At 69.0% G+C, this 26,228-nt stretch carries 19 protein-coding genes; 8 read left to right on the top strand and 11 right to left on the bottom strand.

What is annotated here, in order from left to right; genetic code table 11:
• Positions 1-3: 3 nt before the first annotated feature.
• The 6 genes from LMH63_RS05700 to LMH63_RS05675 all read right to left on the bottom strand — a co-directional run bounded on the left by LMH63_RS05700 (position 4) and on the right by LMH63_RS05675 (position 8,349).
• Positions 4-846 (bottom strand): hypothetical protein, encoded by an 843-nt coding sequence (locus tag LMH63_RS05700; RefSeq protein ID WP_109676596.1) that lies wholly within the window; start codon positions 844-846, stop codon positions 4-6.
• Positions 847-967: 121 nt separating this feature from the next.
• Entirely contained in the window at positions 968-1,990 is a 1,023-nt protein-coding gene (gene pta / locus LMH63_RS05695) for a phosphate acetyltransferase (RefSeq protein ID WP_109676598.1), read from the bottom strand.
• Positions 1,991-2,004: 14 nt separating this feature from the next.
• Positions 2,005-3,786 (bottom strand): SulP family inorganic anion transporter, encoded by a 1,782-nt coding sequence (locus LMH63_RS05690; protein WP_109676600.1) that lies wholly within the window; start codon positions 3,784-3,786, stop codon positions 2,005-2,007.
• A gap of 37 nt (positions 3,787-3,823) precedes the next feature.
• The gene (locus LMH63_RS05685) at positions 3,824-4,768 is read right to left on the bottom strand and encodes a dimethyl sulfoxide reductase anchor subunit family protein (RefSeq protein WP_109676602.1); all 945 of its coding nucleotides are present in this window, start codon (positions 4,766-4,768) and stop codon (positions 3,824-3,826) included.
• 61 nt (positions 4,769-4,829) lie between these two features.
• The gene (locus LMH63_RS05680) at positions 4,830-5,525 is read right to left on the bottom strand and encodes a 4Fe-4S dicluster domain-containing protein (RefSeq protein ID WP_109676604.1); all 696 of its coding nucleotides are present in this window, start codon (positions 5,523-5,525) and stop codon (positions 4,830-4,832) included.
• A 1-nt stretch (position 5,526) separates the two neighbouring features.
• Positions 5,527-8,349 (bottom strand): molybdopterin oxidoreductase family protein, encoded by a 2,823-nt coding sequence (locus LMH63_RS05675; protein ID WP_229332780.1) that lies wholly within the window; start codon positions 8,347-8,349, stop codon positions 5,527-5,529.
• A 1,015-nt stretch (positions 8,350-9,364) separates the two neighbouring features.
• Here LMH63_RS05675 and LMH63_RS05670 point away from each other — a divergent pair.
• From LMH63_RS05670 to LMH63_RS05645, 6 genes are all read left to right on the top strand, one after another.
• On the top strand, positions 9,365-9,895 hold the full coding sequence (locus LMH63_RS05670) for a TRAP transporter small permease subunit (protein ID WP_109676608.1): 531 nt from the start codon (positions 9,365-9,367) through the stop codon (positions 9,893-9,895).
• A 69-nt stretch (positions 9,896-9,964) separates the two neighbouring features.
• Positions 9,965-11,017, top strand: a complete 1,053-nt coding sequence (locus tag LMH63_RS05665) for a TRAP transporter substrate-binding protein (protein WP_109676610.1) — start codon at positions 9,965-9,967, stop codon at positions 11,015-11,017.
• A 185-nt stretch (positions 11,018-11,202) separates the two neighbouring features.
• On the top strand, positions 11,203-12,510 hold the full coding sequence (locus LMH63_RS05660; protein WP_109676612.1) for a TRAP transporter large permease: 1,308 nt from the start codon (positions 11,203-11,205) through the stop codon (positions 12,508-12,510).
• A gap of 117 nt (positions 12,511-12,627) precedes the next feature.
• Positions 12,628-14,139 (top strand): MocR-like pyridoxine biosynthesis transcription factor PdxR, encoded by a 1,512-nt coding sequence (gene pdxR / locus LMH63_RS05655; protein ID WP_199225597.1) that lies wholly within the window; start codon positions 12,628-12,630, stop codon positions 14,137-14,139.
• Between the two features lie 317 nt (positions 14,140-14,456).
• Positions 14,457-14,855, top strand: a complete 399-nt coding sequence (locus LMH63_RS05650; protein WP_109676616.1) for a nuclear transport factor 2 family protein — start codon at positions 14,457-14,459, stop codon at positions 14,853-14,855.
• 71 nt (positions 14,856-14,926) lie between these two features.
• On the top strand, positions 14,927-16,342 hold the full coding sequence (locus LMH63_RS05645; RefSeq protein WP_109676618.1) for an NAD(P)/FAD-dependent oxidoreductase: 1,416 nt from the start codon (positions 14,927-14,929) through the stop codon (positions 16,340-16,342).
• Between the two features lie 687 nt (positions 16,343-17,029).
• Here the strand turns inward: LMH63_RS05645 and xsc are convergent.
• The 5 genes from xsc to LMH63_RS05620 form a co-directional block, all read right to left on the bottom strand.
• On the bottom strand, positions 17,030-18,781 hold the full coding sequence (gene xsc, locus LMH63_RS05640) for a sulfoacetaldehyde acetyltransferase (RefSeq protein WP_109676620.1): 1,752 nt from the start codon (positions 18,779-18,781) through the stop codon (positions 17,030-17,032).
• Between the two features lie 199 nt (positions 18,782-18,980).
• A complete protein-coding gene (locus tag LMH63_RS05635; protein WP_158280299.1) occupies positions 18,981-19,769 on the bottom strand; it encodes an IclR family transcriptional regulator in 789 nt (262 codons plus the stop codon).
• A 153-nt stretch (positions 19,770-19,922) separates the two neighbouring features.
• A complete protein-coding gene (locus LMH63_RS05630; RefSeq protein WP_109676623.1) occupies positions 19,923-21,038 on the bottom strand; it encodes a TRAP transporter substrate-binding protein in 1,116 nt (371 codons plus the stop codon).
• A gap of 107 nt (positions 21,039-21,145) precedes the next feature.
• Complete coding sequence (locus tag LMH63_RS05625; RefSeq protein WP_109676626.1) at positions 21,146-22,462, bottom strand: TRAP transporter large permease; 1,317 nt, start codon at positions 22,460-22,462, stop codon at positions 21,146-21,148.
• Positions 22,462-23,010 (bottom strand): TRAP transporter small permease subunit, encoded by a 549-nt coding sequence (locus tag LMH63_RS05620; protein ID WP_109676628.1) that lies wholly within the window; start codon positions 23,008-23,010, stop codon positions 22,462-22,464. The genes LMH63_RS05625 and LMH63_RS05620 overlap by 1 nt, the downstream gene beginning before the upstream one ends.
• 275 nt (positions 23,011-23,285) lie before the next feature.
• Between LMH63_RS05620 and LMH63_RS05615 the strand changes: the two genes are divergently transcribed.
• Together LMH63_RS05615 and LMH63_RS05610 are read left to right on the top strand one after the other, a co-directional pair.
• Complete coding sequence (locus tag LMH63_RS05615) at positions 23,286-24,923, top strand: GMC family oxidoreductase (RefSeq protein ID WP_109676630.1); 1,638 nt, start codon at positions 23,286-23,288, stop codon at positions 24,921-24,923.
• Positions 24,924-25,011: 88 nt separating this feature from the next.
• The gene (locus tag LMH63_RS05610) at positions 25,012-26,016 is read left to right on the top strand and encodes a phosphate acyltransferase (RefSeq protein WP_109676632.1); all 1,005 of its coding nucleotides are present in this window, start codon (positions 25,012-25,014) and stop codon (positions 26,014-26,016) included.
• Positions 26,017-26,228 lie beyond the last annotated feature (212 nt).

The following is a 26,228-nucleotide window of genomic DNA, read 5'->3' as shown; positions in this document are numbered from 1 at the left end:
CGCTCACCCTCCCCACGCGGCGACGTGCCACCAGTCCACCGGGCCGTCCCCGGCCACGTAACCGGCGAAGAACAGCACGAGCACCACGTGCCCGATCAGCCCGAGCAGGAACAGCAGCGCCAGCGCTATGTGCGTGCGCCGCCAGTAAGCGAGCACCAGCCCGGCCTCACCCCGGCCCACCAGACGCGCCTCCGTGGCCGCGAGGCGGGCGTAGCGCCAGGTCAGCCACGGATGGCGCAGGGCATGGCGGAGATTCGGCGAGAACAGGGCCTCGTCCGCGGCGGGGTCCAGCGCTGCGAGCAGCGTCTGCTTGCGCCGGATCACCACGCGCAGCCGCTCGCGAAGATCCGGTTCGGCCTCGCGGAAGCTGCCGAGGCGGGAGGAGAAGAGGGTCGAGAGCGGCCGCGACAGCAGCAGCCGCGCGGCGAGCCCCTGGGCAAGCAGCCCCATCAGCGCGAGCCAGACCAGGCCCGGCGGCGAGAGCAGGTCGCCGGCGGCGGCATGGGCGGTGACGAGCACGGCCCCCAGAGCGCTCGCCAGCACATGGGCGGAGAACCAGGCCGGGGTGCGCCGCGAGCGCCCGGAGCGCTTGCCGAGCGAGAACGCGAGCGGCACCAGCAGCAGCAGGCTGCCGGCAATGGCCAGCGACTGGCGAAGCGGCGTGCCCGGCGCGGCCCCGTCACTGGCCAGGACGGACAACAACGCGAGGACGATGCCCCCGCCGAGCCCCGCCCCCAGGACGCGCAACGCCCGTGGCGACAGGTCCCGGCGCGGTGTCGACTCTGCCGTGGCCGTCGCCTGCCGATCCCCCACGGCAGCGACCTCCCCGGCCTCACGCTGCGGCATCCCCTCCTCCCGTGTGTCGGCACTGCCGACTCGTCAATCAGGGATACCGCGTATGCGGCCCGCCGTCACAGGACCAGCGCGCCGGCGCCGCTGGTACCAGCGACGCCGGCTCGCGTTCGCATCAGGCCTGCCGGGCCTGGGCCTGGACCTGTGCCTGGGCCTGGATAACCGTCACCACGATCATGCGGTAGACATCCTCGGCGGCGCAGCCGCGGGAGAGATCGTTGGCCGGCTGCCGCAGTCCCTGCAGCACCGGACCGATGGCCTTGGCATGGCCGAGGCGCTCCGTGAGCTTGTAGCCGATGTTGCCGGCATCCAGGTTCGGGAAGACCAGCACGTTGGCATTGCCGGCCACCACCGAACCGGGCGCCTTGCGCTCGGCCACCTCCGGCACCAGGCAGGCGTCGAGCTGCAGCTCGCCGTCCACCTTGAGCGCCGGGTTCAGCTCGCGCACGTGCTCCGCGGCCCGGGCCACCTTGTCCGCGAGGGGATGATCGGCGCTGTGGTGCGTGGAGAACGAGAGCATGGCCACCCGCGGCTCCTCGTCGAGCAGCGCCCGGGCGCTCTCGGCGGAGGCGGTGGCGATGTGGGCGAGCTCGGTGGCGTCCGGATCCACCACCAGGCCGCAGTCGGCGAAGATCAGTCCGCCCTTGCGCTCGTGGTAGGGCTCGCAGAACATCATCAGGAAGAAGCTCGACACGAGCTTCACGCCCTCCGCCGTACCGATGATCTGCAGCGCCGCCCGCACCGTGTCGGCCGTGGACTGCACCGCGCCGCCGACGCAGCCGTCCGCATCGCCGAGGCGCACCATGAGCGGGGCGAAGTACAGCGGCTGGCCCGCCGCCTCCCGCGCCTGCTCGAGGCTCACCCCCTTGTGCCGGCGCAGCTCCTGCAGCGCGCTCGCGTAGCGCTCGCGCCGCTCGCTGCGGACCGGATCGATGATCTCGATACCGCGCGGGTCGACGCCGGCCTCCTCGGCGGTCTGCGCGATGGCGTCGGCATCCCCGAGCACCGTCACCCGGGCCACGCCGGCATCCACCGCCATGCGCGCCCCGCGCAGGACCCGCTCATCCTCGCCCTCGGAGAGGACGATGCGCATGGGCCGGGCGCGCGCCCGCTCCTCCAGTCGCTCGAAGATCTTCATGTCCCTCTCCCCCGCTATGGTTGTGTACCGCCCGGGGCCGGCTCGGGGCCGGGGGCGTTGGCGCACTCGAGGAAGATCCGCCGCTGGCAGGTGCGGCAGACCTCGCCGTCGAGTCGCTGGAAAATCGCGTGAATGGCGTCCTCGGGCGTGGTGAACAGGTTCTCCTCGCCAATGGCGTCCAGGTAGCCGCCGCGGCGCATGGTTTCCAGCGCCGGGGACTTCACGCCGCAGAGATAGAGCCCGCCGCCGGCATGGCGCAGGCGCTCGGCCTCCTCCACCAGCATCTCGGCACCCGCCACGTCGATGAAGTTGATGGCATTGCCGATGATGAGCACATGCGGTCGCTCGCCCTCGGGGTCGTTCTTCAGTGCCGTCTGCACGTGGTCCACCGCGCCGAAGAACAGCGAGCCGTCGATCCGCAGGATGCGCAGCTGCGGACACTCGGGCAGGTCGCGCTTGGCGGCGTTGCGCAGCGGGCGCTCGGCACGATCGGCCATGGGCGCGAGATCGACCAGCCGCGGCTTGGCCGTGCGCTGCAGATAGAGCACCAGCGACAGCAGCACGCCCACGTAGATGGCGAACTCGAGCTCCAGCAGCAGCGTGGCCGCGAAGGTCACCGCGAGCACCACCGTCTCCCGGCGGCTCGCCCGCATGATCTTGCGAATGTGGTGGAAGTCGATGAGGTTCCAGGCGATCAGCAGCACGATGCCGGCCATCGCCGGCAGCGGCAGGTAGGCGGTGACGCCCGGCGCAAGCAGCAGCACCAGCGCCAGCATGATAGCGGCGAACACCGCCGCCAGCGGCGTCTGCGCGCCGGCGTCGTAATTGGCGCCGGTACGCGTGAACGAGCCCGAGCCGGCGTAGCAGGAGAAGAAGCTACCGACCATGTTCGACAGCCCCTGGCCGATGAACTCCTGGTTGCCGTCGATCTGCTGGTGCGAGCGGATGGCGACGGCGCGGGCGATGGACACCGCCTCGATGAGCGCGATGATCGCCACCGCGAGGGCCCCGGGGGCGAGCTCGCGGACCACATCCGGCGAGAGCTCCGGAACGCTGGGCGCGGGCAGGCCGCCGGCCATCGCCCCCACCAGCGGCACTCCGCGCTCGCCGCCGCCGATGGCCAGGCAGGCGAGGCTGCCCACCACCATGGCGATGAGCATGCCGGGCCAGCGCGGCTTCCAGGCGCGCAGGCCCAGCGCGGTCAGCAGCGTCACCGTGCCGATGGCGATGGAGTAGCCGTTGGCGCCGCCCAACCCGGCGAGCAGCGCCTGCCAGGTGTGCAGGAACGACTCACCGGTGGGCGCCTCGATGCCGGTGAAATGCCGCAGCTGGCTGGTGCCGATGAGGATCGCCGCGCCGGTGGTGAACCCGACCACCACGGTGTGGGAGATGAAGTTGACCAGCGTCCCCATGCGGGTGACGCCGAGGGCGAACTGGATCAGCCCCGCCAGGAAGGTGACGGTGAGCACGTAGGGGATGAACTGCGGGCTCTCCGGCGACACCACCCCGCTGACGACGCTGAAGACGACGATGGAGATGGCCGCCGTCGGCCCGGAGACCAGATGCAACGACGAGCCGAACAGCCCGGCCACGATGGGCGTGACGATGGCCGTATACAGGCCGTATTCCGGCGGCAGGCCGGCGATCAGGGCGTAGGCCACGCCCTGGGGCAGGACGATGATCGCCCCCGTGGCCCCGGCGATGAGGTCGGCGCGCAGGGTGCGCGGGCCCACCATGGGCAGCCAGCGCAGGAACGGCAGCAGCCGCTCGGCAGGGGTCGGCTGCACGGCGCTCATCGCCCCCCTCTCCCGTGCCGTGTCGCCCGCGCCACGCTCACACCCGTTGCGCGCCGTAGAAGAGGTTCACCACGTGCCGCGCCTCGGCGAAGAACAGCCAGCGCTCGATGGCGAGCCCCGCCAGGGCGACCGGCACCGCCAGCAGCACCAGCCAGCCGCTACCGCCGCCCAGCAGGCTCGCCACCAGCACCAGGGGCAGCACGAAGCCGAGGGCGGCAACCGCGAGCCGCAGCCAGCGCAGGCGCCGCGCCGCCACCTGGAAGCGGAACTCCTTGTCCAGGAAGGTCTGCTCGCTGCTCTGCCCGGTGTGGAGCAGGCGCACCTGGCCGCGGGTCATGCCCGTGGCGGTGTTGATCGAGGAGCCCGCCGGCGCGCCGATCCAGTAGAAGTAGACCGCCTTGCCCAGCGCTGCCGCCGCAATCAGCGCCAGCGTCAGCGTCACCAGCGTCTGCCCGACCGCACCGCCGCGCATCACCGTCTGCACCGCGAGCATGAGCAGCGCGCCGGAGGCCAGCGAGAGCAGCAGGTAGTTCATGGGCACCAGGGGGCTGTGCCAGTTCGGGATCGCCCGCAGCGAGGCGTAGATCATGCCGGTGGCGAAGACCGTGGCGATGGCGAGCACCAGGGCCGCCAGCGCCGCCGCCGTGGTGAGCGCGGTCGGGCCGCCGAGCCACCACACGCCACCGAGCCAGAGCACGGCAAAGGGGTAGAACAGCACCGAGAACACGGCCTCCCGGGACAGCCAGGAGGTCCGGAAGCGGAAAAACGCGCGCCAGGCGTTCTTCGGATTCGCCAGATGGAGGGTCGAGGCCATGAGCCCGGCGGTCGCGAGCGCCGTGCCGAGAACGCCTGCCACCAGCCGCTCCGCTTCGCTGACCGGCAGCAGCGCGGGCATCAGGGCAGCGAGGGCGGCGAGCATGACCAGCCCGAAGCCGGCGCCGGACACCACCGTGAAAAAAATCACCGATAACGCGGGATGCATTCGCTCCTCCGGAGTGCGCGTCGGCCGCAGCCCGAGGGCGCGGCCGACGGGGTTTCGTCGGTCAGCGGGTGACGGCCTTGTCCACCCACTGCCTGAGCCGTTCCTGCAGGCTCATGGCCGGCGCCTCGGCCTGCTCGGCCCGGGCCTTGTTGCGCGGCGGCAGGTAGTGATTGACCGGGTTGTAGCCGAGCTCCGGCAGGGACTGCTGGCCGCCTCGCTCGCGCACGAGACGGCTGACCTTGGAGTCCGAGTCGTCGAAGTCGCCGAAGAACCGGGCATGGGTCGGACAGGTGAGCACGCAGGCGGGCTGGCGCTCCTCCGGCGGCAGCTCCTCGTCGTAGATGCGGTCCACGCAGAGGGTGCACTTCTTCATGGTGCCGGAGTCCTCGTCCAGCTCCCGGGCGCCGTAGGGGCAGGCCCAGGCGCAGAGGTTGCAGCCCATGCACTTGTCCTGATCCACCAGGACGATGCCGTCCTCCTCGCGCTTGTAGGAGGCGCCCGTCGGGCAGACCGTCACGCACTCCGCGGTGTCGCAGTGCATGCACGACATCGGGAAGTTGACGGTCTTGTTGTGGGGGTAGTCGCCCACCTCGTAACTGCGGATGCGGTTGAAGGCCACACCCGCTGGGTCCTCGCCGTAGGGCATGTAATCGGTCAGCGGCCCCAGGGTTCCGGAGCTGTTCCACTGCTTGCAGGCCACCGCGCAGGCGTGACAGCCCACACAGGTGTCCATGTCGATGACCAGGCCCAGTCGCATGCTACTTCCTCATCAGGATGTCGCGGAGGGTGCGATGGATGCGCACCGGCTCGTGGGTGTGATAGCGCAGCTGCTCCGGCGCCGGCGGCTGCCCGGGCAGTGGCGGCGCGGTCTCGAACTGCGGCCAGGTGTCCTCCTCCTCCGGCCCCGCCGGGGTGACCCGCACCCGCAGGTCGTACCAGGCGGCCTGGCCGGTAATCGGGTCGGAGTTGCTGTGCCGCGGCGCCTGCTCGCGCTCCGGGAGCAGCTCGGAGATCAGATGGTTGAGCAGAAAGCCCCGGCGCGCCTCCGGGGCGTCCGGAGACAGGCCCCAGTTGCCCGCCTGCTTGCCGATGGCGTTCCAGGTCCAGACCGTGTCCGCCTGACAGCCCTCCATGAGCTGGACCTGGGCGCGCACGCGGCCGTTGCGGGAGGCCACCCAGACCCAGTCGCCGTCGCCGATGCCCATCTGCACCGCCCGCTGGCGGTTCATGAAGAGGAAGTTCTGGGCGGTGATCTGGCGCAGCCAGGCGTTCTGGGAGTCCCAGGAGTGGTACATGTGCATGGGCCGCTGGGTGACGGCGTGCAGCGGGAAGCTGTCGTCGTCCACCTGGGCCTGCTCCAGCGGCTGGTAGTGCCCGGGGAGCGGGTCGAAGTAGCGCACCAGGCGCTCGCGGTCCGCCGGGTCACTCGGGCGCGGGCCGTCGTAGAGGCCCTGCCCCGCCAGCCGGAAGCGTTGCAGCGGCTCGGAGTAGAGCTCCATGACGATGGGCTCCGCACTCGGATTGAAGCCCACGTCCCGCGCCCACTCCAGATAGTCCCGGTTGGCGAAGCGGTAGAAGCGCATGTGCTCGGGCAGGTGGTACTGGAAGAAGCCCTCGTTCTCGACGTAGCGCTCCCACTGGTCCGGGTTGGGCTCGCCGCGCAGATGGGTGTCGCCGTCCCGGCCGCGCCAGCCGGCGAGGAAACCCACTCCGGGCGCCTTCTCCCAGCGGGCGATGAAGTCCTTGTAGCCGTCGTACTTGGGCGCTCCGGCGTCGTCGACGAAGGCCGGGAATCCCAGCCGGCCGGCGAGCTCCACCATCACCTCCTGCCAGGGCCGAACGTTGCGGTCGGGCTCGATCACCGGTGCCCGGATCGCGTCACAGGGCCCGTCCGGCTCGGAGATCGGGCGATCCAGCAGCGAGATGCAGTCGTAGCGCTCGAGGTAGGTGGTGTCCGGCAGCACCAGGTCGGCGAAATTCACCGTCTCCGAGTGGAAGGCATCCACCACCACCAGGAACGGCAGCTTGTAGTCGCCGTTCTCGTCCTTCGCCTGCAGCAGCGCACGGGTGCTGCCCGCGTTCATGCTCGAGTTCCAGGCCATGTTGGCCATGAACAGGATGAGCGTGTCGATGGGGTACGGGTCGCCGTTGACGGCATTGTTGATGACCATGTGCATCAGGCCGTGGTTGGCGAGCGGGGCCTCCCATGAGTAGGCCTTGTCGATTCGCAGCGGCCGGCCCTCGGCATCCACCACCAGGTCCTCCGGCGCGGTTGGAAAGCCGAGCGGCGGACCGGCGAGCGGCGTGTTGGGTGCGGTCTCCTTCGCCGGCTTGATCGCGGGCGGCGTGGGCCGCGGGAACGGCGGCTTGGCGCGATGGCCGCCCGGGACGTCGATGGTCCCCAGCAGCACCTGCAGCAGATGGATCGCCCGGCAGCTCTGGAAGCCGTTGGAGTGCGCGGAGATGCCGCGCATGGCGTGCATGGACACCGGCCGGCCGACGAAGCTGTCATGCTCGCGGCCCGCCCAGTCCGTCCAGGCGCAGGGGATCTCCACGGTCTCGTTGAAGGCCACATGGCCCATCTCCAGGGCCAGGCGCTCGATGGTCTCCGCCGGCACGCCGCAGACCTCGGCGGCCTGCTCGGGGCTGTAGCGCTCATCCAGATAGCGCTCGGCGATCAGCGTCATCGCCGTCTTGGTGCGACGGCCGTCCGGCAGGGTGTACTCGCCGAAGAGCGCCCGGGTCGCACCCGCCTCGGCGCCGTTCACGGGCCCGCCCTGCTCCGGATCCCACGCCAGCGGGTTGCCATCGCCATCGCGGGCGATGAGGCCATCGTCGGACTGTCCGGGATTCTGAATCACCAGGTAAGGGGCGTTGGTGTAGCGGCCGACGAACTCCCAGTCCACCAGGTCCCGGGCCAGCAGCACGTGGCACATGGCAAGCGCCAGCATGGCGTCGGTACCGGGGCGGATCGGCACCCATTCGTCCGCTACCGCCTGGTAGCCGGTCCGCACCGGGTTGATGGCGACGAACTTGGCGCCGCGACGCTTGAGCTTCTCAATGCCCAGCTTGATCGGGTTGGAGGCGTGATCCTCGGCCACCCCCCAGAGCAGGAAATAGCGGGTGCGGTCCCAGTCCGGGTCGGCGAACTCCCAGAACGACTGCCCGATGGTGTAGAGGCCGGCGGCGGCCATGTTCACCGAGCAGAAGCCGCCGTGGGCGGCCCAGTTCAGCGTGCCGAACTGCTGCGCCCAGAGCCCGGTCAGCGCCTGCATCTGGTCACGACCGGTGAAGTAGGCCAGCCGGTTGGGATCGGTGGCGCGGATCTCGCGCAGGCGCTCGGTGAGCGTATCCAGCGCCTCCTCCCAGGAGACCTCCACGAACTCACCGCTGCCGCGCTCGCTGCCGGGCTTGCGCATCAGCGGGTTGCGCAGCTTCGCCGGGGAGAGCTGCTTCATGATCCCGGCGTTGCCCTTGGCACAGAGCACGCCGCGGTTGATCGGGTGGTTGGGGTTGCCCCGGATGTACCGCGGCTGACCGTTCTCCAGCGTGACCTCGATGCCGCAGCGGCAGGCGCACATGTAGCAGGTCGTGAACTTGCGCTCCTGCCGCGCATGATCCTCGAAGCGGGGCAGCGCGGCCGCGATCTCCGGCGCGGAGATGCTGGAGCGCCCGCGGGTCCCGCCGGTGCCTTCCTCGGAGGCCGAATCCATGCTCACCTTTCGCTCCACCTTACCTCCTCGCGCATGCCTTCGGCCGCGGCCCTGGCGGCGTATTCACTTATAGTGAAACTTTACGTCTCACAATATAGCAAACTAACCGGTTCTCATGACCGACCCGGCTGTCTGATGGCTGTTCGATTCTACTGTCTAACATCTCATATAAATGACCTGAAATCCCAGCGGGCTTTACCCGGGCACCCCGGAACCGGCGCCGCTATAACCGGCTGGAATGAATGTAGCGCCAACCATTCCTTCCCTCACGCGCGCGCATGCGTACAGTCTTCCAAACAGGGCCTGCGCAATCCGTGCGGCCCCGTCAGGCTGAGGAAGGGTCCGACCATGCAGATGCCATCCGCCGGGACCGAACGGGCACTCGAGGAGAGGATCGCACGTCTGCGCGCTGAATTGCGGACGCTTGAGCACCAGCGCGTGGCGCGGCCCTCGCCGCAGGTACACTTTCGCACGGCCTGCGCCGCCGAACCCGTCGCCGCGGGCCCGATGCGTCGCGAGCCCCCGCGCACAGACGGCGCCGAAACGCCGCTGCCCATCGCCGCGGGCTAGCCCGCCTATCTCACCGATTCACGGCTGCGGCCGCGGGTTGGTGGCGCCGCGGGCCAGGGCGCCACTGCGCATGTCCAGCCCGCGGCGTGTGCTGCCAGCTCCCCCAACCTCCCGCACCCACCTCACTGTTGACACGGACCGCCTCCGGGCTGGCTCTATATTCCGGCCGCATCTGGGTCTATATAGCGCGGACAGGGGTGCTTAGCGTCGATAGGCAGAGGCAGGAGAGGCCGCGCCCGACGCGGCACGAGGAACCGGGACCGATACCCGGAGCCGGCAATAACGACAGACAGCCGACGGAGGACCCTCCTTGATGAAGGTCTGGAGGCAGCTCGGAAGGGGGATCGATGCCCTGGCCGAGATCATGGGTGTGATCGGCTGGGTGCTGATCCTCTACTGCATGATCCTCGGCGTGACCGACGTCTTCCTCCGCTATGTCCTCAACAGCGCCTCCCTCTGGATCAGCACCACCATCCAGGCCGCCATGGTCCTGCTCGCCTGCGTCGGCGGCATCTATGCCCTGAAGCAGGACAGCTTCGTACGGCTGGACGTGTTCTATGCGGCCCTCTCCCGGCGCGGGCGCGCCATCTGCGACCTGATCACCTCGGTATTCACGTTCCTCTTTCTCTGGGCGCTGATCTGGAAGGGCTGGGACGCGGCCATGCTGTCGGTGATGCTCGATCAGCACACGCCGACCGCGATTCCGATCCCGATCTATCCGATCAAGATCTTCATCCCGATCACCGGGGTGGTGGTACTGCTCGTGGTGCTCAAGCAGCTGATCGTGGATATCGGCGTCATCGCCGGTCGGGTGACCGACGAGGACGACCCACAACGGGCATAACGATAGCCGGTGCGACCGGCAACAACCTCGCGTTTCGACGCGTCCCATCGACGGAGCAGGAGTGGAACCATGCGCAAGCTCGCAACAAGTACCGGTGTCGCACTACTCGGCGTAACCGCCCTCGGCCTCAGCGCCTCCATCGCATCGGCGCAGGACGGCCCACCGGACGAGACCACCGAATGGGTGATCCAGCCGTGCTTCGACTCCGGCGACGCCGGCTGGGCCAGCGGCATCATTCCCTGGGCCAGGGCCGTTGAAGAGGCCACCGAGGGCACCGTCCAGATCACGGTGGAACCCGCCGGCGCCATCACCAGCTCCGGTGAAGCCTTCGGTGCGGCCGTCGCCGGCGTCACCGACGGCACCGCCTGCTGGGCGACGGTCTACGGCGGCGACATGCCCGAGGGCATGCTGGCCTTCGGCCTGCCCATGGGTGCCGAGAGCCCCGAGGAGGCCTGGGAGGTCATGTGGGGCGAGGACTACGGCGCCGGCCATGTGGTCCAGAAGGCGGCCAACGAGATCGGCCTGCAGTTCGCCGGCTGGACCAACCAGGGCCCGAACGCCATGTTCACCACCTTCGAGGTGAAAACCCTGGATGACTTCGAGGGCCGGAAGATGCGCGCCGGCGGCCCGCAGGCCATGTTCCACGAGGCGATCGGCGGCTCCCCGGTGTCCATGGGCCCGGGCGACATCTACACCGCCATCCGTCTCGGTACCGTGGACGGCACCTACTGGGATACCGGCGGCATCGATGACATGTCGTTCCACGAGGTGATCGACTACGCGATCATGCCTGGCTGGAATCCCGCCCAGCATCAGTCCACCTACATCAACCTGGACTCCTGGAACGCGCTGACCCAGTGGCAGCGGGACCAGATCATGGGCATCTTCGAGGAGACCTACTTCGAGACCAGCCGGATGCACGCCGATGGCGTGGAGGCCGCGCTCCAGGCCGTGCGCGACGCGGGCGGCCAGGTCGTGGAGCTGCCCCCGGAGGAGGTCGAGCGCATGCGTGAGATCGCCATCAACGAGGTCTGGCCCCAGATCGCGGAACAGTCGGAGCTCGCCGCGGAAGGTGTGGCGATCTACCAGCGCTTCCTCGAGGACAAGGGCAAGGTCGACTGAAACCCTGCCCGGCAGGAGGCCAGGCAGCCACGACTGAGGATGCCCGCCCGGGGCAGCGCCCGGGCGGGCATTCTCATGTCGACCACATTCGCGGCGCCCCGTCGCTACGGCGGGACGCCACCCACCGGGCGAGGCAGGCACAGGCCTGATCGAAGCCCGGGCGGTTTTCCGGCACGGGTAAGCACATGAGCGTAGAACTGATCACGCTGCTTTTCTTCGGCTGTCTCTTCGTCTCGCTGTTCCTGGGCCTGCCAGTGGCCTTCGGGCTGGGCGGGACGGCCGTGCTGTTCGCCGCCATCTTCTCCCCGCGCTCGCTGATGGTGGTGCCGAGCGCCTTCTACTCAACGCCCTGGAACTCCATCCTGGTCACCATCCCCCTGTTCCTGTTCATGGGGAATCTGATCCGCTACTCCGGGATCGCGGACGCCGCCTATGACGCCGTCTACAAGCTCATCGGCCACATCGCGGGAGGGCTCGCCGCGGGCACCGTCGGGGTGTGCACGATCTTCGCGGCGGTGACCGGCATTACCCCGCCGGCCACCATCACCATGGGGCAGATCGCCTACCCCTCGATGATGCGCTACAACTATGACCGCAGCATCGCCATCGGCTCGATCGCGGCGGGCGGTGCCCTCGGCGCCCTGATCCCGCCGAGCGTCCCGTTCATCTTCTACGGCCTGCTCGCCAATGCCTCCATCGGCGACCTGTTCCTGGCAGGGGTCGTACCGGGGCTGATGCTGGCGTTCTTCTACGCGCTCTATATCACGGTGCGCTGCTACTTCCAGCCCCACATCGGCCCGCCGCTGCCGCCGGACATGAAGTTCAGCCGGCGCGAGAAGATCGGCTCGGTCTGGCGGATCTGGCCCTTCGTGGTGCTGATCACCATCGTGCTCGGGGTCATCTGGGGCGGTATCGCCACGCCCGCCGAGGCAGCGGCCTTCGGCGCCACCGGGGCCTTCCTGATCAACCTCGCCTACGGCCGGCTCACGTGGGCGGTGCTGAAGGATTCCCTGGTGACCACCGTCAAGCTTGCCGGCATGGGGCTGTGGATCCTGATTGGCGCCAACGCCTTTCTCAACGTCTTCAACACCCTCGGCAGCCAGCGGCTGATCACGGAGCTCGTGCTCGCCATGCCCGGCGGCACCACGGGCGTGCTGCTGATGATGATGCTGGTCATCCTGGTACTCGGCATGGTCATGGACGACTGGGCGATCATCATGCTGTGCACGCCCATCTTCATGCCCATCGTCGATGCGCTCGGCGTGGATCGTATCTGGTTCGGCGTGCTGTTCATCGTCAACATCCAGGTGGCTTACCTCACGCCGCCCTTCGGCTTTGTCCTCTTCTGGATCAAGAGCATCCTGCCCAGGGACGTCACCATGGGGGACGTCTACGGCTCCATCTGGCCGTTCGTCGCGCTGCAGCTGCTAGGGCTCTCGCTGGTCTTCATCTTCCCGGAGATCGCGCTGTGGCTGCCGAATCTGATGGATTGAGCCGTTGGACGGCGCCTGGCCGGCGCCTCCGCGAGGCTTGCGTGCGCACGGCCGCCGCGTTATCCCTGGATTCGGCAACCGGGGTCCGGGCCGTCGCCGCCCGGTGAGAGGGTTCCCATGCCAATGCCGACGCGTTCGGACGGCGCGATGTGGTCGCGCCTGTTCGAGCTGGATACCCAGTGCGGGATCAGCCTGCAGCAGCAGATCCGCGAGACGCTCGTGGGTGCAATCCTTGACGGGCACATCCCGGTGGACGTGCCCCTGCCCTCCAGCCGCGAGCTGGCGCGCCAGCTCGGCGTCGCCCGCAACACCGTCATGCTCGCCTACCAGCATCTGGTGGACGAGGGCTATCTGCTCGCCCGTGAGCGCAGCGGCTTCTACGTCAACCCGGAGATGCACCGGCGCAATCTCGCCCCCGGCGAGCCGGACGCCGCCGCGGCCGCCGTGGAGGGCTGCGTGCGCTGGGACGCACGGCTGATGGCCCGCCCGTCGGCCCAGCGCAACATCGTCAAGCCCATCGACTGGGAGCGCTACGAGTACCCGTTCATCTACGGCCAGATGGACCCGGCGATGTTCCCGCTGAACGACTGGCGGGAGTGCTACCGCCAGGCGCTGAGCGTGCAGGGCGTGCGCGACCTGGTGCGCGACCGGCTGGACGCCGACGACCCGCTGCTGGTGGAGCAGATCCGCACCCGCGTGCTGCCGAAGCGCGGCGTCTGGGCCGCCCCGGAGGAGATCCTGGTCACCCTGGGCACGCAGAACGCGCTCTATCTGCTGGCGGGCCTGCTGGTGTCCCGGCACACCCGCGTGGGCATCGAGGACCCCGGCTACCCGGACGCCCGCAACATCCTGCAGATGATGTCCGACGCCGTGGTGCCGCTGCCCCTGGACGAGCAGGGCCTGGTGATCGGCGAGCACCTGGACGCCTGCGACTATGTCTTCGTCACCCCCAGCCACCAGTCGCCGACCACGGTCACGCTGCCCGCCGGGCGCCGCAAGGCGCTGCTGGAGCGTGCCGCCCAGGCCGGCTTCGTGATCATCGAGGACGACTACGAGAGCGAGATCAACTTCCTCGGCAGCCCCACGCCCGCCCTCAAGAGCTACGACCGTCAGGGGCGCGTGCTCTACGTCGGCAGCCTCTCGAAGACGCTGGACCCGGGCCTGCGCATCGGCTACCTCGTCGGCCCGCCGGATCTGATCCGCGAGGCCCGCGCCCTGCGCCGGCTGATGCTGCGCCACCCGCCCACGAACAATCAGCACGCTGCCGCGCAATTCCTGGCCCTGGGCCACCACGACGCCCTCACCCAGCGCCTCGGCAACGTCTATCGGGAGCGCTGGCAGGCCATGGGCGAGGCCCTCAACGAGCACCTTCCGGACACCTTCCGCATGCCGACCTTCGGCGGCACCTCCTACTGGATCCGCGGGCCGTCCGCGCTGGATGCCCGGCGACTGGCGGCGCGGGCAGCGGAGGCCGGCATCTTCTTCGAGCCGGGCGACGTCAACTTCCTCTCCGAGCGCCCACCCCAGCACTGCTTCCGCCTCGGCTTCTCGTCCATCCCGGTGGAGCGGATCGAACCCGGCATCCGCCGGCTCGCCGGACTCATCGCCGAGCAGCTCGGCGGCTACTAGCCCGCATATCTCACCGATTCGCGAGGCGAGGGCGTGGAGATGGCGGGCAGGACAAGGCGCGGGAGAGTCCGGGCGCGCAGGCGTACTCGACAGTACGTCGAGCACCCGGGCCGAGCGCAACGCAGGACTGCCCGCCAGATCCGCGCCCGCAGCCGTGAATCGGTGAGATATGCGGGCTAGGCGTTTCCGAGGCAGGGGGTCGCGCTGGTCCAAGCCGCGCCGGGACACTGGCTCTAGCTTCGCCTGCGCGTGGCCCCCTACCGTAAGCGAATCGCCGCCCCGGGGCGCGCAGTCGAAGCCAATGGAGGAGAATCCCGATGAGCGATGAGCAGGCACGCACCGAGGTGCTGCAGGCGGTTTTCGACGCCTTCAACCGCCACGACGCCGACGCGGTGGTCGCGCACATGACCGAGGACTGCGTGTTCGAGACCGCGGCGGGTCCCGAGGCCCATGGCCAGCGTATCGCAGGCCGCGAGGCCGTGCGCGCCGCCTTCGCCAAGGTCTGGGAGGGCCTGCCCGACGTCCAGTGGCGGGACACCCGGCATTTCGCCGCCGGCGAGCGCGGCGTCTCCGAGTGGACCTTCGTCGCAACGCGACCGGACGGTTACCGGATCGAGGCCGAGGGCTGCGATCTGTTCCGCTTCCGCGACGGGCTGATCTGCGAGAAGAAGGCGTTCCGCAAGGACCGCCCGCCGCTGGCGCCTGTCGCCCCGTAGGCCGCGGCCGGCACCGACACGGATCCCGCCCACCCGATGCGGCCACTGCGGACCGCCTGAGGAGACGCGCCATGGGCCATGCCGCCAGCCGTCCAACGCCCCCGACGCACCCCAACGAGCGTCCGGCGGCCTACGACCCCACCCATGACCCGCTGGTCACCCCGCAGCCCGGCACCGGTCAGGACTACGCGCCGACCTACTGGGCCGCCACCGCCGGCACGCCCCCGGATGACGACGGCCCCATCCGCGCGGACACGGACGCGGACGTGGTCATCGTCGGTTCCGGCTACACGGGCCTCTGCACTGCGATCTTCCTCGCCCGCGAGCACGGCATCCGCGCCACGGTACTTGAGGCCAACCGTGTCGCCTGGGGCTGCAGCAGCCGCAACGGCGGCCAGGCGCAGAATGCCTCGGGCCGCCTCAGCCGCTCGCAGTGGATCCGGCGCTGGGGGCTGGACACCGCGCGCCGACTGCACGAGGAGATCCGCGAGGGCTTTGGCACGTTCGAGGCCCTGCTCGGCGAGCTGCCCGTCGACTGCGAGCCGCAGCCCGGCGGCCATCTCTACATCGCCCACCGCGACAAGGCCATGCGCAAGCTCGAGGCCGAGGCGCGGGTGCTCGCCGAGCAGTTCGGCTACGAGACCGAGCTGCTGGACCGCCAGGGCCTGCACCGGCATTACGTGGAGGAGGCCGAGGCGGTGGGCGCGCTGCACGAGCCGGACGGCATCGGCGTGCACCCGCTCAAGCTCGCCTATGGTTACCTCGCCTACGCGCGCCAGCTCGGCGTGAAGGTTCACCCGGCGAGCCCGGTGCTCGGCTGGGAGACCCGCGACGGCGCCCAGCATCTGCGCACCCCCGGCGGCACCGTGCGCGCCCGGGCCGTCGGCATCGCCACCGGCGGCTATACCATGCCGGGCCTGCACCCGACGCTGCGCAACCGGACCTTCCCCGTGCTCTCCAACTCTCTGGTGACCCGGCCGCTGACTGCGGACGAGAAGGCCGCGTGCAACTTCGTCACCAACGAGGTGATCACGGACACCCGGACGCTGCGCTTCTACTACCGCAAGCTCCCCGACGACCGCGTGCAGATCGGCAGCCGCAGCGCGGTCACCGGCGCGGAGGCGCCGAACCCGAAACACGAGAAGCTGCTCACCGACGCCATCGCCCGCAAGTTCCCGCCGATCGCCGGAATCGAGGTGGACTACTCCTGGTGGGGCTGGGTGGACGTCAGCCACGACATGATGCCCCGCGTCTGCCAGCCGGACTCGTCACTGCCGGTGTTCTACGCCCTCGGCTACGGCGGCAACGGCGTGATGTACTCCTGCCAGGCTGGCCGCCGCATGGCCGAGCGCATCGCCGGCAGGCCGCAGAAGCGCGACCTGCCGATCTTCGACAACCCCCTGCCCGGCCATCCGCTGGCCCCATTCCGACGCCTCGGCCAGCGCCTGCTCTACCACTGGTACTACCTCCGCGACGAGATGCTTTGAGGCTGTCACCGGCGCCGCGCGGGAATTCACCGCAAGGGCGCAAAGGTGGCGCGAAGGGGGATCCGGGTATTCCGGGGTAGGTCGTGCACGGCTTAGCCGTGTGCGACGTCTCCCGCGCAGCGCCCCATCGCGGAATCGCTACCCGGGCCCGAGGGGGCAGAGTGGTGTGCCTCCCGCCGGGACCCTCTGCGGCAGGGATGCCGCAGTGGAGCGTACACGGACGTATTCACCGCGTGTCCCGGCGGGAGGTACGCCGCTCTGCCCCGCACCGCGGCCTGCGCCTAGTGCGGGCTCGCGGAGGCGGGCGCTCCGGAGGTCGACGTCGCACACGGCTACGCCGTGCACGACCTACGATGCTTCCCGCGCGATGCCGATTGTTGCAATGGTTGCCGCTCCGGGCGTCCGGACGTAGGTCGGTTAGCGCCCTCCGGCGCTAACCGACACACCGGCGCGCGAATTCCCCATCGCACCCAGAGGTCGCGCTGCGCACGGCTGTCGGCGAGCGCTGCGCGCTTGCCGACCTACCTTTGCTACCGCGAATTCCCCTTTGCGCCCTTTGCGCCTTGGCGGTAATCCCTTCTCCCACACCCCATGACGCGGCGACAAGCAAAAAAACCCCGGCAAGGCGGCGAACCGCCCGGCCGGGGTAGGCACGGCTGAAATCGCTTCTCTAAGCGGCGCTTCGCGTTACGCCGTGTACGGCTTGTACTTGTCCAGGAACCGCGTCGGCTTCTTCAGGGCGTCGCGGCGGAAGGGGTCACCCAGCTCGCGGGTCACCATGACCTCCACCACCGTGGTCTTGCCCTGCTTCTGAGCGTCGCAGGCCTTCTCGAAGGCCTCGCCCAGCTCCTCGGGCTTGTCCACGCGCACCGCGTCGGCGCCCATGGCCTTGGCGATCGCGGTCCAGTCGGTGTGCTCGATGTTGGAGCCAACGAACCGGGTGCCGTAGAAGTCCACCTGGTTCTTCTTCTCCGCGCCCCACTGGCGGTTGTTGAAGACCACCGGCGTCACCGCGATGCCCTCGCGCACGCAGGTGAGCGTCTCCATCATGCTCAGCCCCCAGGCACCGTCACCGACGTAGGCCACGGCCGGGCGGTCGGGCTCGGCCACCTTGGCGCCCATGACGGTGGGCAGGGCGTAGCCGCAGTTGCCGAAGCTCATGGCGGCGAGGAAACTGTTGGGCCGCTCGAAGCGCAGGTAGGAGTTGGCCACCGAGCAGATGTTGCCGATGTCGGTGGAGACCATGGCGTCCTTCGGCATGGCCTTCTCCAGCGCCCGCAGGGCCTCGCGGGGATGCATGCCGCCGCCCTCCTCCTGGGCGATCTTCACGCTCCACTCGTCCCGCTCGTGGGTCCACTCGTTCAGCTCCGCCTCCCAGGCCTCCTTCTCCCGGCGAATGGTCTCGGCGCGCTGATCGCGGTTGCGGTCGGCAGCGAGCTCGCGGCCCTCGAGATGGCGCAGCAGGGCCTCGGCAGCGGCGCGGGCGTCGCCGAAGATGTCGACGTCGCTCGGCTTCACCAGCCCGAGCATGCGCTCGTCGGCGTCCACCTGGATGAGCTTCGCCTGCTTCGGCCAGTAGTCGATGCCGTGCTGCGGCAGCGTGCCGAATGGACCAAGGCGGGTGCCCAGAGCCAGCACGACATCCGCCTGGCTGAGCAGCTTCATGCCGGCCTTGGAGCCCTGATAGCCAAGGGGCCCGGCCCAGAGCTCATGCGAAGCCGGGAAGGAGTCGTTGTGCAGGTAGGAGTTCACCACCGGAGCGCCGATGCGCTCGGCGAGCTTCACCGCGGCATCCACGCCGCCGGCCATGATCACGCCGCCACCGGAGATGATCACCGGGAATTCGGCACGGGAGAGCAGCTCCGCCGCCTCGGCCAGGCTCTTCTCGCCACCGGGTCCACGCTCGATGACCTTCGGCCCCGGGATGTCGTAGTCCGCATCGCCGTAGAAGTAGTCACGCGGGATGTTGAGCTGCGTCGGGCCGCGCTCGTTGATCGCGCGGTTGAAGCAGCGCCCGGTGAACTCCGCCATGCGGTCGGGGCGCACCACGTGGCCCTGGTACTTGGTGATCTTGGAGAAGATCGGCAGCTGCTCGGTCTCCTGGAAGCCACCCAGGCCGATGGAGTTGGAGCCGGTCTCCGGGGTGATCGCCACCACCGGGGAATGGGCCCAGTAGGCCGCCGCGATGCCGGTGACGAAGTTGGTCACGCCGGGGCCGTTCTGGCCGATGCACACGCCGTGGCGGCCGCTCACGCGAGAGTAGCCGTCGGCCATGTGGGCCGCACCCTGCTCGTGCACGGTGGGAATGAAGCGGATTCCGGCCGGCTCGAAGATATCGAGCGCGTCCATGAAGGCGGAGCCGACGATGCCGAAGACATCGCGGACGCCGTGGGCCACCATCGTTTCAACGAAGGCCTCGCTTGAGGTCATGCGGGTCATTGCTTCTCCCCTCTTGCTTTGCGTAGTCCGGCGCCCGGCCCGGCCAGATACCCGGCGCTCGGTCCTCGCGGACATCGCGCGGTTGACACGACTCTTGCCTACAAGTGAATGCTCACTTTCCGAAAGTATACATCAATAATGAGATAATTCATCTCGTAAATTGAGAATCCGACATGCGGCACGACAGCTTCACCCGCCGTCAGGCAAGGGCACCGGCGTCGGTGCCTTCATAGAGGACGTCCTCCAGCTCCCGCGCCGCGGCACGCAGATCCGGCAGGAAGCCGCGCAGCGCCGCCAGACTTCGCCTGAAGACGGGGGCGTGTATGGATACGGCAACCACCGGCGGCCCCGCCGGCGGCGTCACCGGAACGGCGATGGCCACCATCTCCGGCAGGAATTCCTGATCATCCGTCCCTACCCGGGCACGCCGAATCTGGCGCAGGACCGATTGCAGGCGCTCGGGGTCCGTCAAGGTGTGCGGCGTCATCGACGCCAGTGGAGCGCTGCGGATAAGCCGGTCCCGGACACGCTTTGGCTGCAGTGCGAGCAGCAGCTTGCCGGTGGCCGTGCAGTGCACCGGGACATGGGAACCCACCTCGAGCCGAATCCGCAGCGGCCACTGGGTATCCACGCGATCGATATAGGTGAGCTGGTCACCGTCGAGCAGCACGATATTGCAGGCCTCGCCCACCTTCTCGGCGAGTCGGCGCAGGACGGCATGGCGCGCGGCCCTGCGTGGCTGGCTCTGCAGCACGGCGAGCGCCATCCGGTGCAGGGCGGGACCGGGCGCGTAGCGCCGCGCGTCCGCTTCCTTGATGAGATGGCCGCTGTCCTCGAGCAGCGACACCAGGCGGTGCACCGTGGGCTTGGGCAGCCCGACGGCCTCGGTGATCTCAGGGAGGGACAGCGGGCGGCCCGCCTCCGTCACCGTATGCATCAGCTTCAGCAGGCGCTCCCCGGTGGAGCCCGTCTGTCTCGTGCGGCCCATGGAGTTTCCGTTTCCAAGCCTTGGCGCGTGACCCCACGTCACCGGAGCGCACTCCGCGGCACGCGGCGCCGGCATTGTCGCATCAAAAAGCACGGAGGCGGGCCGCCAACCGGCCCGCCTCCGTGGCTACGGGGGTCGTTCACAGCGACCCGTTTACTCGCCGCGGGCTTCCGCTGCCTCCTGGATGAGGTTGTTCCACAGCGTCATGTTGCGCGAGTGGTAGGGGTACACCATCTCCGCGAAGTCCGCCTGGGACTGGTACACGCGGGCGAAGAACTCGTCTGCCTCCAGGTAGTCCTGGATGATGGTGTTCTGCGCCTCGATGAATGCGCGGTAGTACTCCTGTGGCGTATCGCGGACCTCGATGCCCTCCTCCTGGTACTGCTGAACCGCAATCGAGTTCTCCCGCAGATTGACGTTCTGCGTCTTCGCCGTGGAGGCAAGCACTGCGGTCTCGACGATGGCCTGCAGGTCGTCGGGGAGGCTCTCCCAGAAGTCCTTGTTGAACTGGATCTCGCCGACGTCCGTCTGCTGGTGCAGACCCTGGAGATAGTAGTAGTCCCAGATGTTGCTCAGCCCCAGGGCACGGTCGTCCGCCGGGCCGATCCACTCGGCCGCGTCGATGGTGCCGCGCTCGGCGGAGGGCACGATCTCGCCGCCCGGCATGGCCACCGCCGGCACGCCCATCTCGTTATAGGTGCGCCCGGCGATCCCCGGCGGCGCCCGGTACTTCAGCTGCCGGAACTGCTCCATGCTCTCGAACGGCTGCGAGAACCAGCCGAGCGGGTCCGGGCCCATGGGCTGCACCAGGAAGGGCACGGTGTTGTACCCCATGATCTCCTCGGTGAGCTCCGTGTAGAGCTCATGGCCCTCGCCCTCGTAGTACCAGGACATGAGTGTGTCCTGATCCATGCCCGTGCTCGCCGGCACGTTGGAGAACAGGACGTAGGACGAATGCTGACCGGACCAGTAATGCGGCCAGGCGAAGCCGGCCTCCACGATGCCGTCGCTGACGGCGTCTAGGATCTCGAACGCCTGCACCTCGGCGCCGTCGGGCAGCACCCGAGCCTGCAGACGCCCGCCGGACATACGCTCCAGGCGGTCGGCGAAATCCTGCACGAGGCCGAAATAGATGCTGGAGTTCGGCACCGCGGTCTGGATGCTGAACTCATAGGTCTCTTCCTGTGCCTGCACGCTGCCGGCACTGACCAGCCCCAGCACGGCGGCGGCCAGGCCGGAGACGGCCAGGCGATGCAATTGCCTTCTCATGATTCTCTCCTCCAGTCACTCGGTAGACTGCTAGTTCGGAAACACCTCGAAATACGCCGGATTCTGCTGTCCTCCCTATCGCCCTTGAAGCTCCGGACCCAGGGCGCTCAGTCGAGCACCGAGGGCAGCCAGAGGATGATTTCCGGGAACATGACCAGCAGCAGCACCACGAAGAGCTGCAGCGCCACGAACTGCGTCATGCCGAGATAGATGTCACCCATTCGCCAGCTCGGGACCACGCCTTTCAGGAAGTAGGCGGACAGTGCCATCGGCGGCGTCAGCCAGGAGGTCTGCAGGGTCACGGCCACCAGGATGGTGAACCAGAGCGGGTCGAACCCGAGCTCGGCCACCGTCGGCAGGAAGATCGGCACGATCACCAGCACGATCGGGATCCACTCCAGGGGCGAGCCGAGCACGAAGACGATGCCGAGCATGATCAGCAGCATCAGCGTCGGCGCGAAGTTCAGGCCGAGCAGCCACTCGGTGAGCAGATCGGCCGAGCCGAGGCGCGAGAACACGGCGCCGAAGAAGTTCGCCGAGCCCAGCAGGAACATGATCATGGCCGTGGTCTCGAGCGTGTTGAACACGCACCGCTTGACCTTGGCCCAGGTCATGCGCCGATAGAGCAGCGCGAGCACGAAGGCCGCCAGGGCGCCCGTGCCGGCGGCGTCCGTCGGCGTGGCGATACCGGCGATGATCACGCCGAGGGTGCAGGCGATGACCACCGTGACCGGCAGCACGCCCAGCAGCAGCTCCTTGAGCTTGTCGGCAAGGCTCGTCTCCGCAAGCTCGGCGGACAGCACCGGCGGCCCCAGCTCCGGATTGATATAGCTGCGCACCAGCGTGTAGACGATGTAGATCGCTGCCAGCAGAAGGCCCGGGATAATGGCGGCGGTGAACAGGTCGGTGACCGGCACGCCCACCACCGGCCCCATCACGATCAGCATGATGCTTGGCGGAATGAGGATCCCGAGCGTGCCACCGGCGCCGATGGCGCCCGCGGAAAGGCGGTCGCTGTAGCCGCTGGACTGCATGATGGGGGCGGCCATCACGCCAAGCACCGTCACCGAGGCGCCGACAATGCCGGTGGCTGCGGCGAACACCGTCGCCACCAGCAGCACCACCAGATAAAGCGAGCCGCGCAGGCCGCCAAGCAGCAGTCGCAGCGCCCGGAAGACCCGGTCCATCAGCCCCGACTGCTCGAGCACGAAGCCCATGAACAGAAACAGCGGCACTGCGGCCAGCGTGGTGTTGCGCATGAGGGCGAAGAACTGCGCCTGCATCAGCTTGAACACCACCTCGCCCATGCCGACGAAGCCAAACACCAGCGCGATGAAGATGAAGGTGAACGCCATCGGGTAGCCGGTGAGGATGCCGATGAACAGCACCGCCAGGGATACCAGGCCGAGAACGGGTTCAGTCATCAGGAGGCCTCCCGGAACCGGCGATTGGTCAGCACCGCATAGATGTTCTTGAGCAGCTCCGAGACGCCCTGGATCATGAGCAGCACGCCGGTGACCGGCATCACCGTCTTCAGAGGGTAGATGATCGGCATCATGGGGCTGGTGACGATGCGCTCGCCGCGCATCCACGAGGTCGCGGCGTAGTCGTAGGTGGCGATGGTGAAGAACAGCATCGCCGGGAAGAACAGCAGCACCGTGAAGGCGCCATCGATCAGACCCTGGGTCCGCGGCGAGAGGACGTTGAACAGGAAGTCGGCGCGCACGTGGGCATCTCGGCCCAGCGTGTAGGCGGCGCCGAGCATGAACATCGCGCCGTAGAGCATGTAGGTGATGTCGTAGGCCCACATGGTCGGGTTGTTGAACCCGTACCGGGCGACCACCTCGTAGACCAGCGCCCCGATCAGCGGAACGATGAGCCAGGCTGCAGCCTTGCCGACCCAGCGCCCGGGCAGATCAAGCCAGGCGGTCGCGGTGCGCAGGCGCCGTTCCCAGACCTCGGTCATCACCATGACGCCTCCCGGCCCGCGGCCAGTCGGCTGATCGCCGCGCGTACCGGTGCTGCGGTACGCGCCACCCGTCGGGTGCAACGCATGGCCTGCTCCTCCTCCCAGTGGCTGCGGCGGCGTTCTCGGTGCGCCGGCGGCAGCAATTCGCAAATTTTTCTTATATTGATACTGTACGTTTCATTATGGAAGCTATCATACGATATGCAAGGGACAACAACGACGACACGACGAGCCGCCACCGTGGCGCACCAGGCACTGGCGGGGCGGAGGAGAGAGCCATGAGCGAGCGCGAGTTCGATTACATCATCGTCGGCGCCGGATCCGCCGGCTGCGTGCTGGCCGACCGGCTGAGCGCCGACGGCCGCTACCGCGTGCTGGTGCTGGAAGCAGGACCGCGGGACCGTTACCCCTGGATCCACATCCCCATCGGCTATGGCAAGACCATGTTCCACAAGGGGGTAAACTGGGGTTACTGGACCGACCCCGATCCCGGCATCGCCGACCGCTCGATGTACTGGCCGCGGGGCAAGGTGCTCGGCGGCTCCAGCTCCATCAACGGCCTGATCTACATCCGCGGGCAGCATGAGGATTTCGACGACTGGGCGCGGCTCGGCAACCCCGGCTGGTCCTGGCAGGACGTGCTGCCCTACTTCCGCCGCTCGGAGCGCCAGCAGCGGGGCGCGGACGCCTATCACGGCAGCGAGGGCGGGCTCGCCGTCTCGGATGTGCCCGAGCGCAACGAGCTGTGCGAGGCCTTCATCGCCGCCGGTCAGGAAATCGGCATCCCGCGCAACGACGACTTCAACGGCGCGGACCAGGAAGGGGTGGGCTACTTCCAGCTCACGATCCGCAACGGCCGCCGTTGCAGCGCGGCGGTGGCGTTCCTGCGCCCGGCGATGAAACGCTCCAACGTCCAGGTGGAAACCGGCGCGCTCTGCGAGCGGGTGCTGCTGGAGGACGGACGCGCCGTGGGCGTGCGCTACCGCCAGGACGGCCGCAGCGTCGAGGCACGCGCCCGGGGGGAGGTCGTGCTTGCCGCCGGGGCCATCAACACGCCGCAGATCCTAGAGCTCTCAGGCATCGGCGATCCGGGGCTGCTTGGCGAGCACGGCATCCGCGTGAACCAGGCGCTGCCCGGGGTCGGCCGCAATCTGCAGGACCATCTGCAGGCCCGGGTGATCCTGCGCTGCACGCGCCCCATCACCACCAACGACGACCTGAAGAGCCTCCCGCGGAAGATGCGCATCGGTCTGCGCTACGTGCTGCGCCGCCGCGGCCCCCTGGCGGTCGGCATCAATCAGGCCGGGGGCTTCGCCCGCAGCCGCCCGGATGTGGAGCGGCCGGATATCCAGTTCCACTTCGGCACGCTGAGCTCCGACACGCCCGGCTCGGCGGTGCACGAGTTCCCCGGCTTCACCCTGTCCACCTGCCAGCTGCGCCCGACCAGCACCGGCACGGTTCATCTGCGCTCGACAGATCCCGCCGAGCACCCGAGCATCCAGCCCAACTACCTCGCCACCGAGGAGGACCGCCGCGTGGCCGTGGACGGCGTCAGGCTCTCCCGGCGGCTGGTGGCCGCGCCCGCGATGCAGCCCTATGTCGCCGGCGAGTATTCGCCCGGCCCCGAGGTCCGCGACGACGACGAGGCCGCGCTGCTCGATTTCGTCCGCCGCGACGCCACCACGATCTTCCATCCGGTGGGCACCTGCCGCATGGGCAGCGACCGCGAGGCGGTGGTGGATGCCCGACTGCGCGTCCATGGCATCACCGGGCTGCGCGTGGCGGACTGCTCGATCATGCCGCGGCTGGTCTCGGGCAACACCAATGCCGCAGCCATCATGATCGGCGAGAAGGCGGCGGACATGATTCGCGAGGACGCCCGGCAGAACCAGACCGGGCAGACGGCCGCCGCGTAGCCCCGGGCGCGGAGCAGGCAGGCGCGGGGCTCTCCACCAGGCCGCCTGCCGCGCTACCCTGTCGCGGGGACGGCGCGGAGAGGCACCCATGCAGGCGGCGCGCGATGCGGCAGCGGACTATCTGGCAGGGCTCCCCTGCCCGGCCGGCCGGGTCGTGCTGCCCGAGGGCGAAGACCCGCGCGTCCTCGAGGCCGCACGCCTGCTGGCGGACGAGGGCCGGGCACAGCCGGTGGTCCTTGGCGCGGCGGAGGCGCTGCAGCAGGCCGCCGCCACCCAGGGGCTTTCCCTCGACGGCATCGAGACCCTCGACCCGCAGGAGCCCGCGCGCATCGAGCGCTACGCCCTCGCCTACTGCGCCAGCCGGCCCCGGGCGACGCCGGGCATGGCGCGGCGCCTGCTGCGCCGGCCGCTGTACCTGGCGGCCATGATGCTGCAGGCCGGCGAGGCGGACGCACTGGCGGCCGGCGTCACTGCCCCCACCCGGCGGGTGATCGAGGCCGGGCAGCTAACGGTCGGGCTCGCGCCGGGGGTGAGCATGCCCTCGAGCTGCTTCCTGATGCTGGTGCCGGGCTTCCGTGGGCAGGCCGTCGCGCCCCTGCTGTTCGCCGACTGCGCAGTCAATCCCCATCCGGACGCCGAGGCGCTCGCCAGCATTGCGCTCGCCACCGCCCGCAATGCCCACCGGCTGCTGCAGGAGCCGCCCCGGGTCGCCCTGCTCGCCTTTTCCACCCATGGCAGCGCGCCGGACCCGGCGTTGACCTCGATCCGCGAGGCCTGTGCCCGTATCCGCGAGCGCGCGCCGGACCTTGCCGTGGATGGCGAGCTGCAGGCGGACGCCGCCCTGGTCGGGACCATCGCCGCCCGCAAGCAGCGGCACCAGAGCGGCGTCGCGGGCAATGCCAACGTCCTCGTGTTCCCCGACCTCAACGCCGGCAACATCGCCTACAAGCTGGTGCAGCACCTGGCGGGGGCTACCGCCATCGGCCCGATCCTTCAGGGCTTCGCGCGCCCCATCGTCGACCTCTCCCGCGGCGCCGCCCCCGCCGAAATCGCCGCCACCGCCCGCATCGCCCTCACCCTGAGCCAGGATTGACCCGGGCCGTGCTGCGGTCGGCGGCGGGACACTGAACACAACGACACGACGTCCAGAACGAAGATCGAAGAGCAACCGCAAAGGCGCAAAGTTCGCGAAGCGCAAAAAACCTAATGACTTCGCGCCGCTCTTCGCGTCCTTTGCGCCTTTGCGGTTTGTCTTCCCTCCCGATGTGTCCGTCGAGTCGTTGTGTTGAAAACCGAGCGCCGAAT

Source organism: Spiribacter halobius (assembly GCF_020883455.1).
Lineage (GTDB): Bacteria > Pseudomonadota > Gammaproteobacteria > Nitrococcales > Nitrococcaceae > Sediminicurvatus > Sediminicurvatus halobius.
This window is presented reverse-complemented; position numbering and strand designations above follow the sequence as displayed.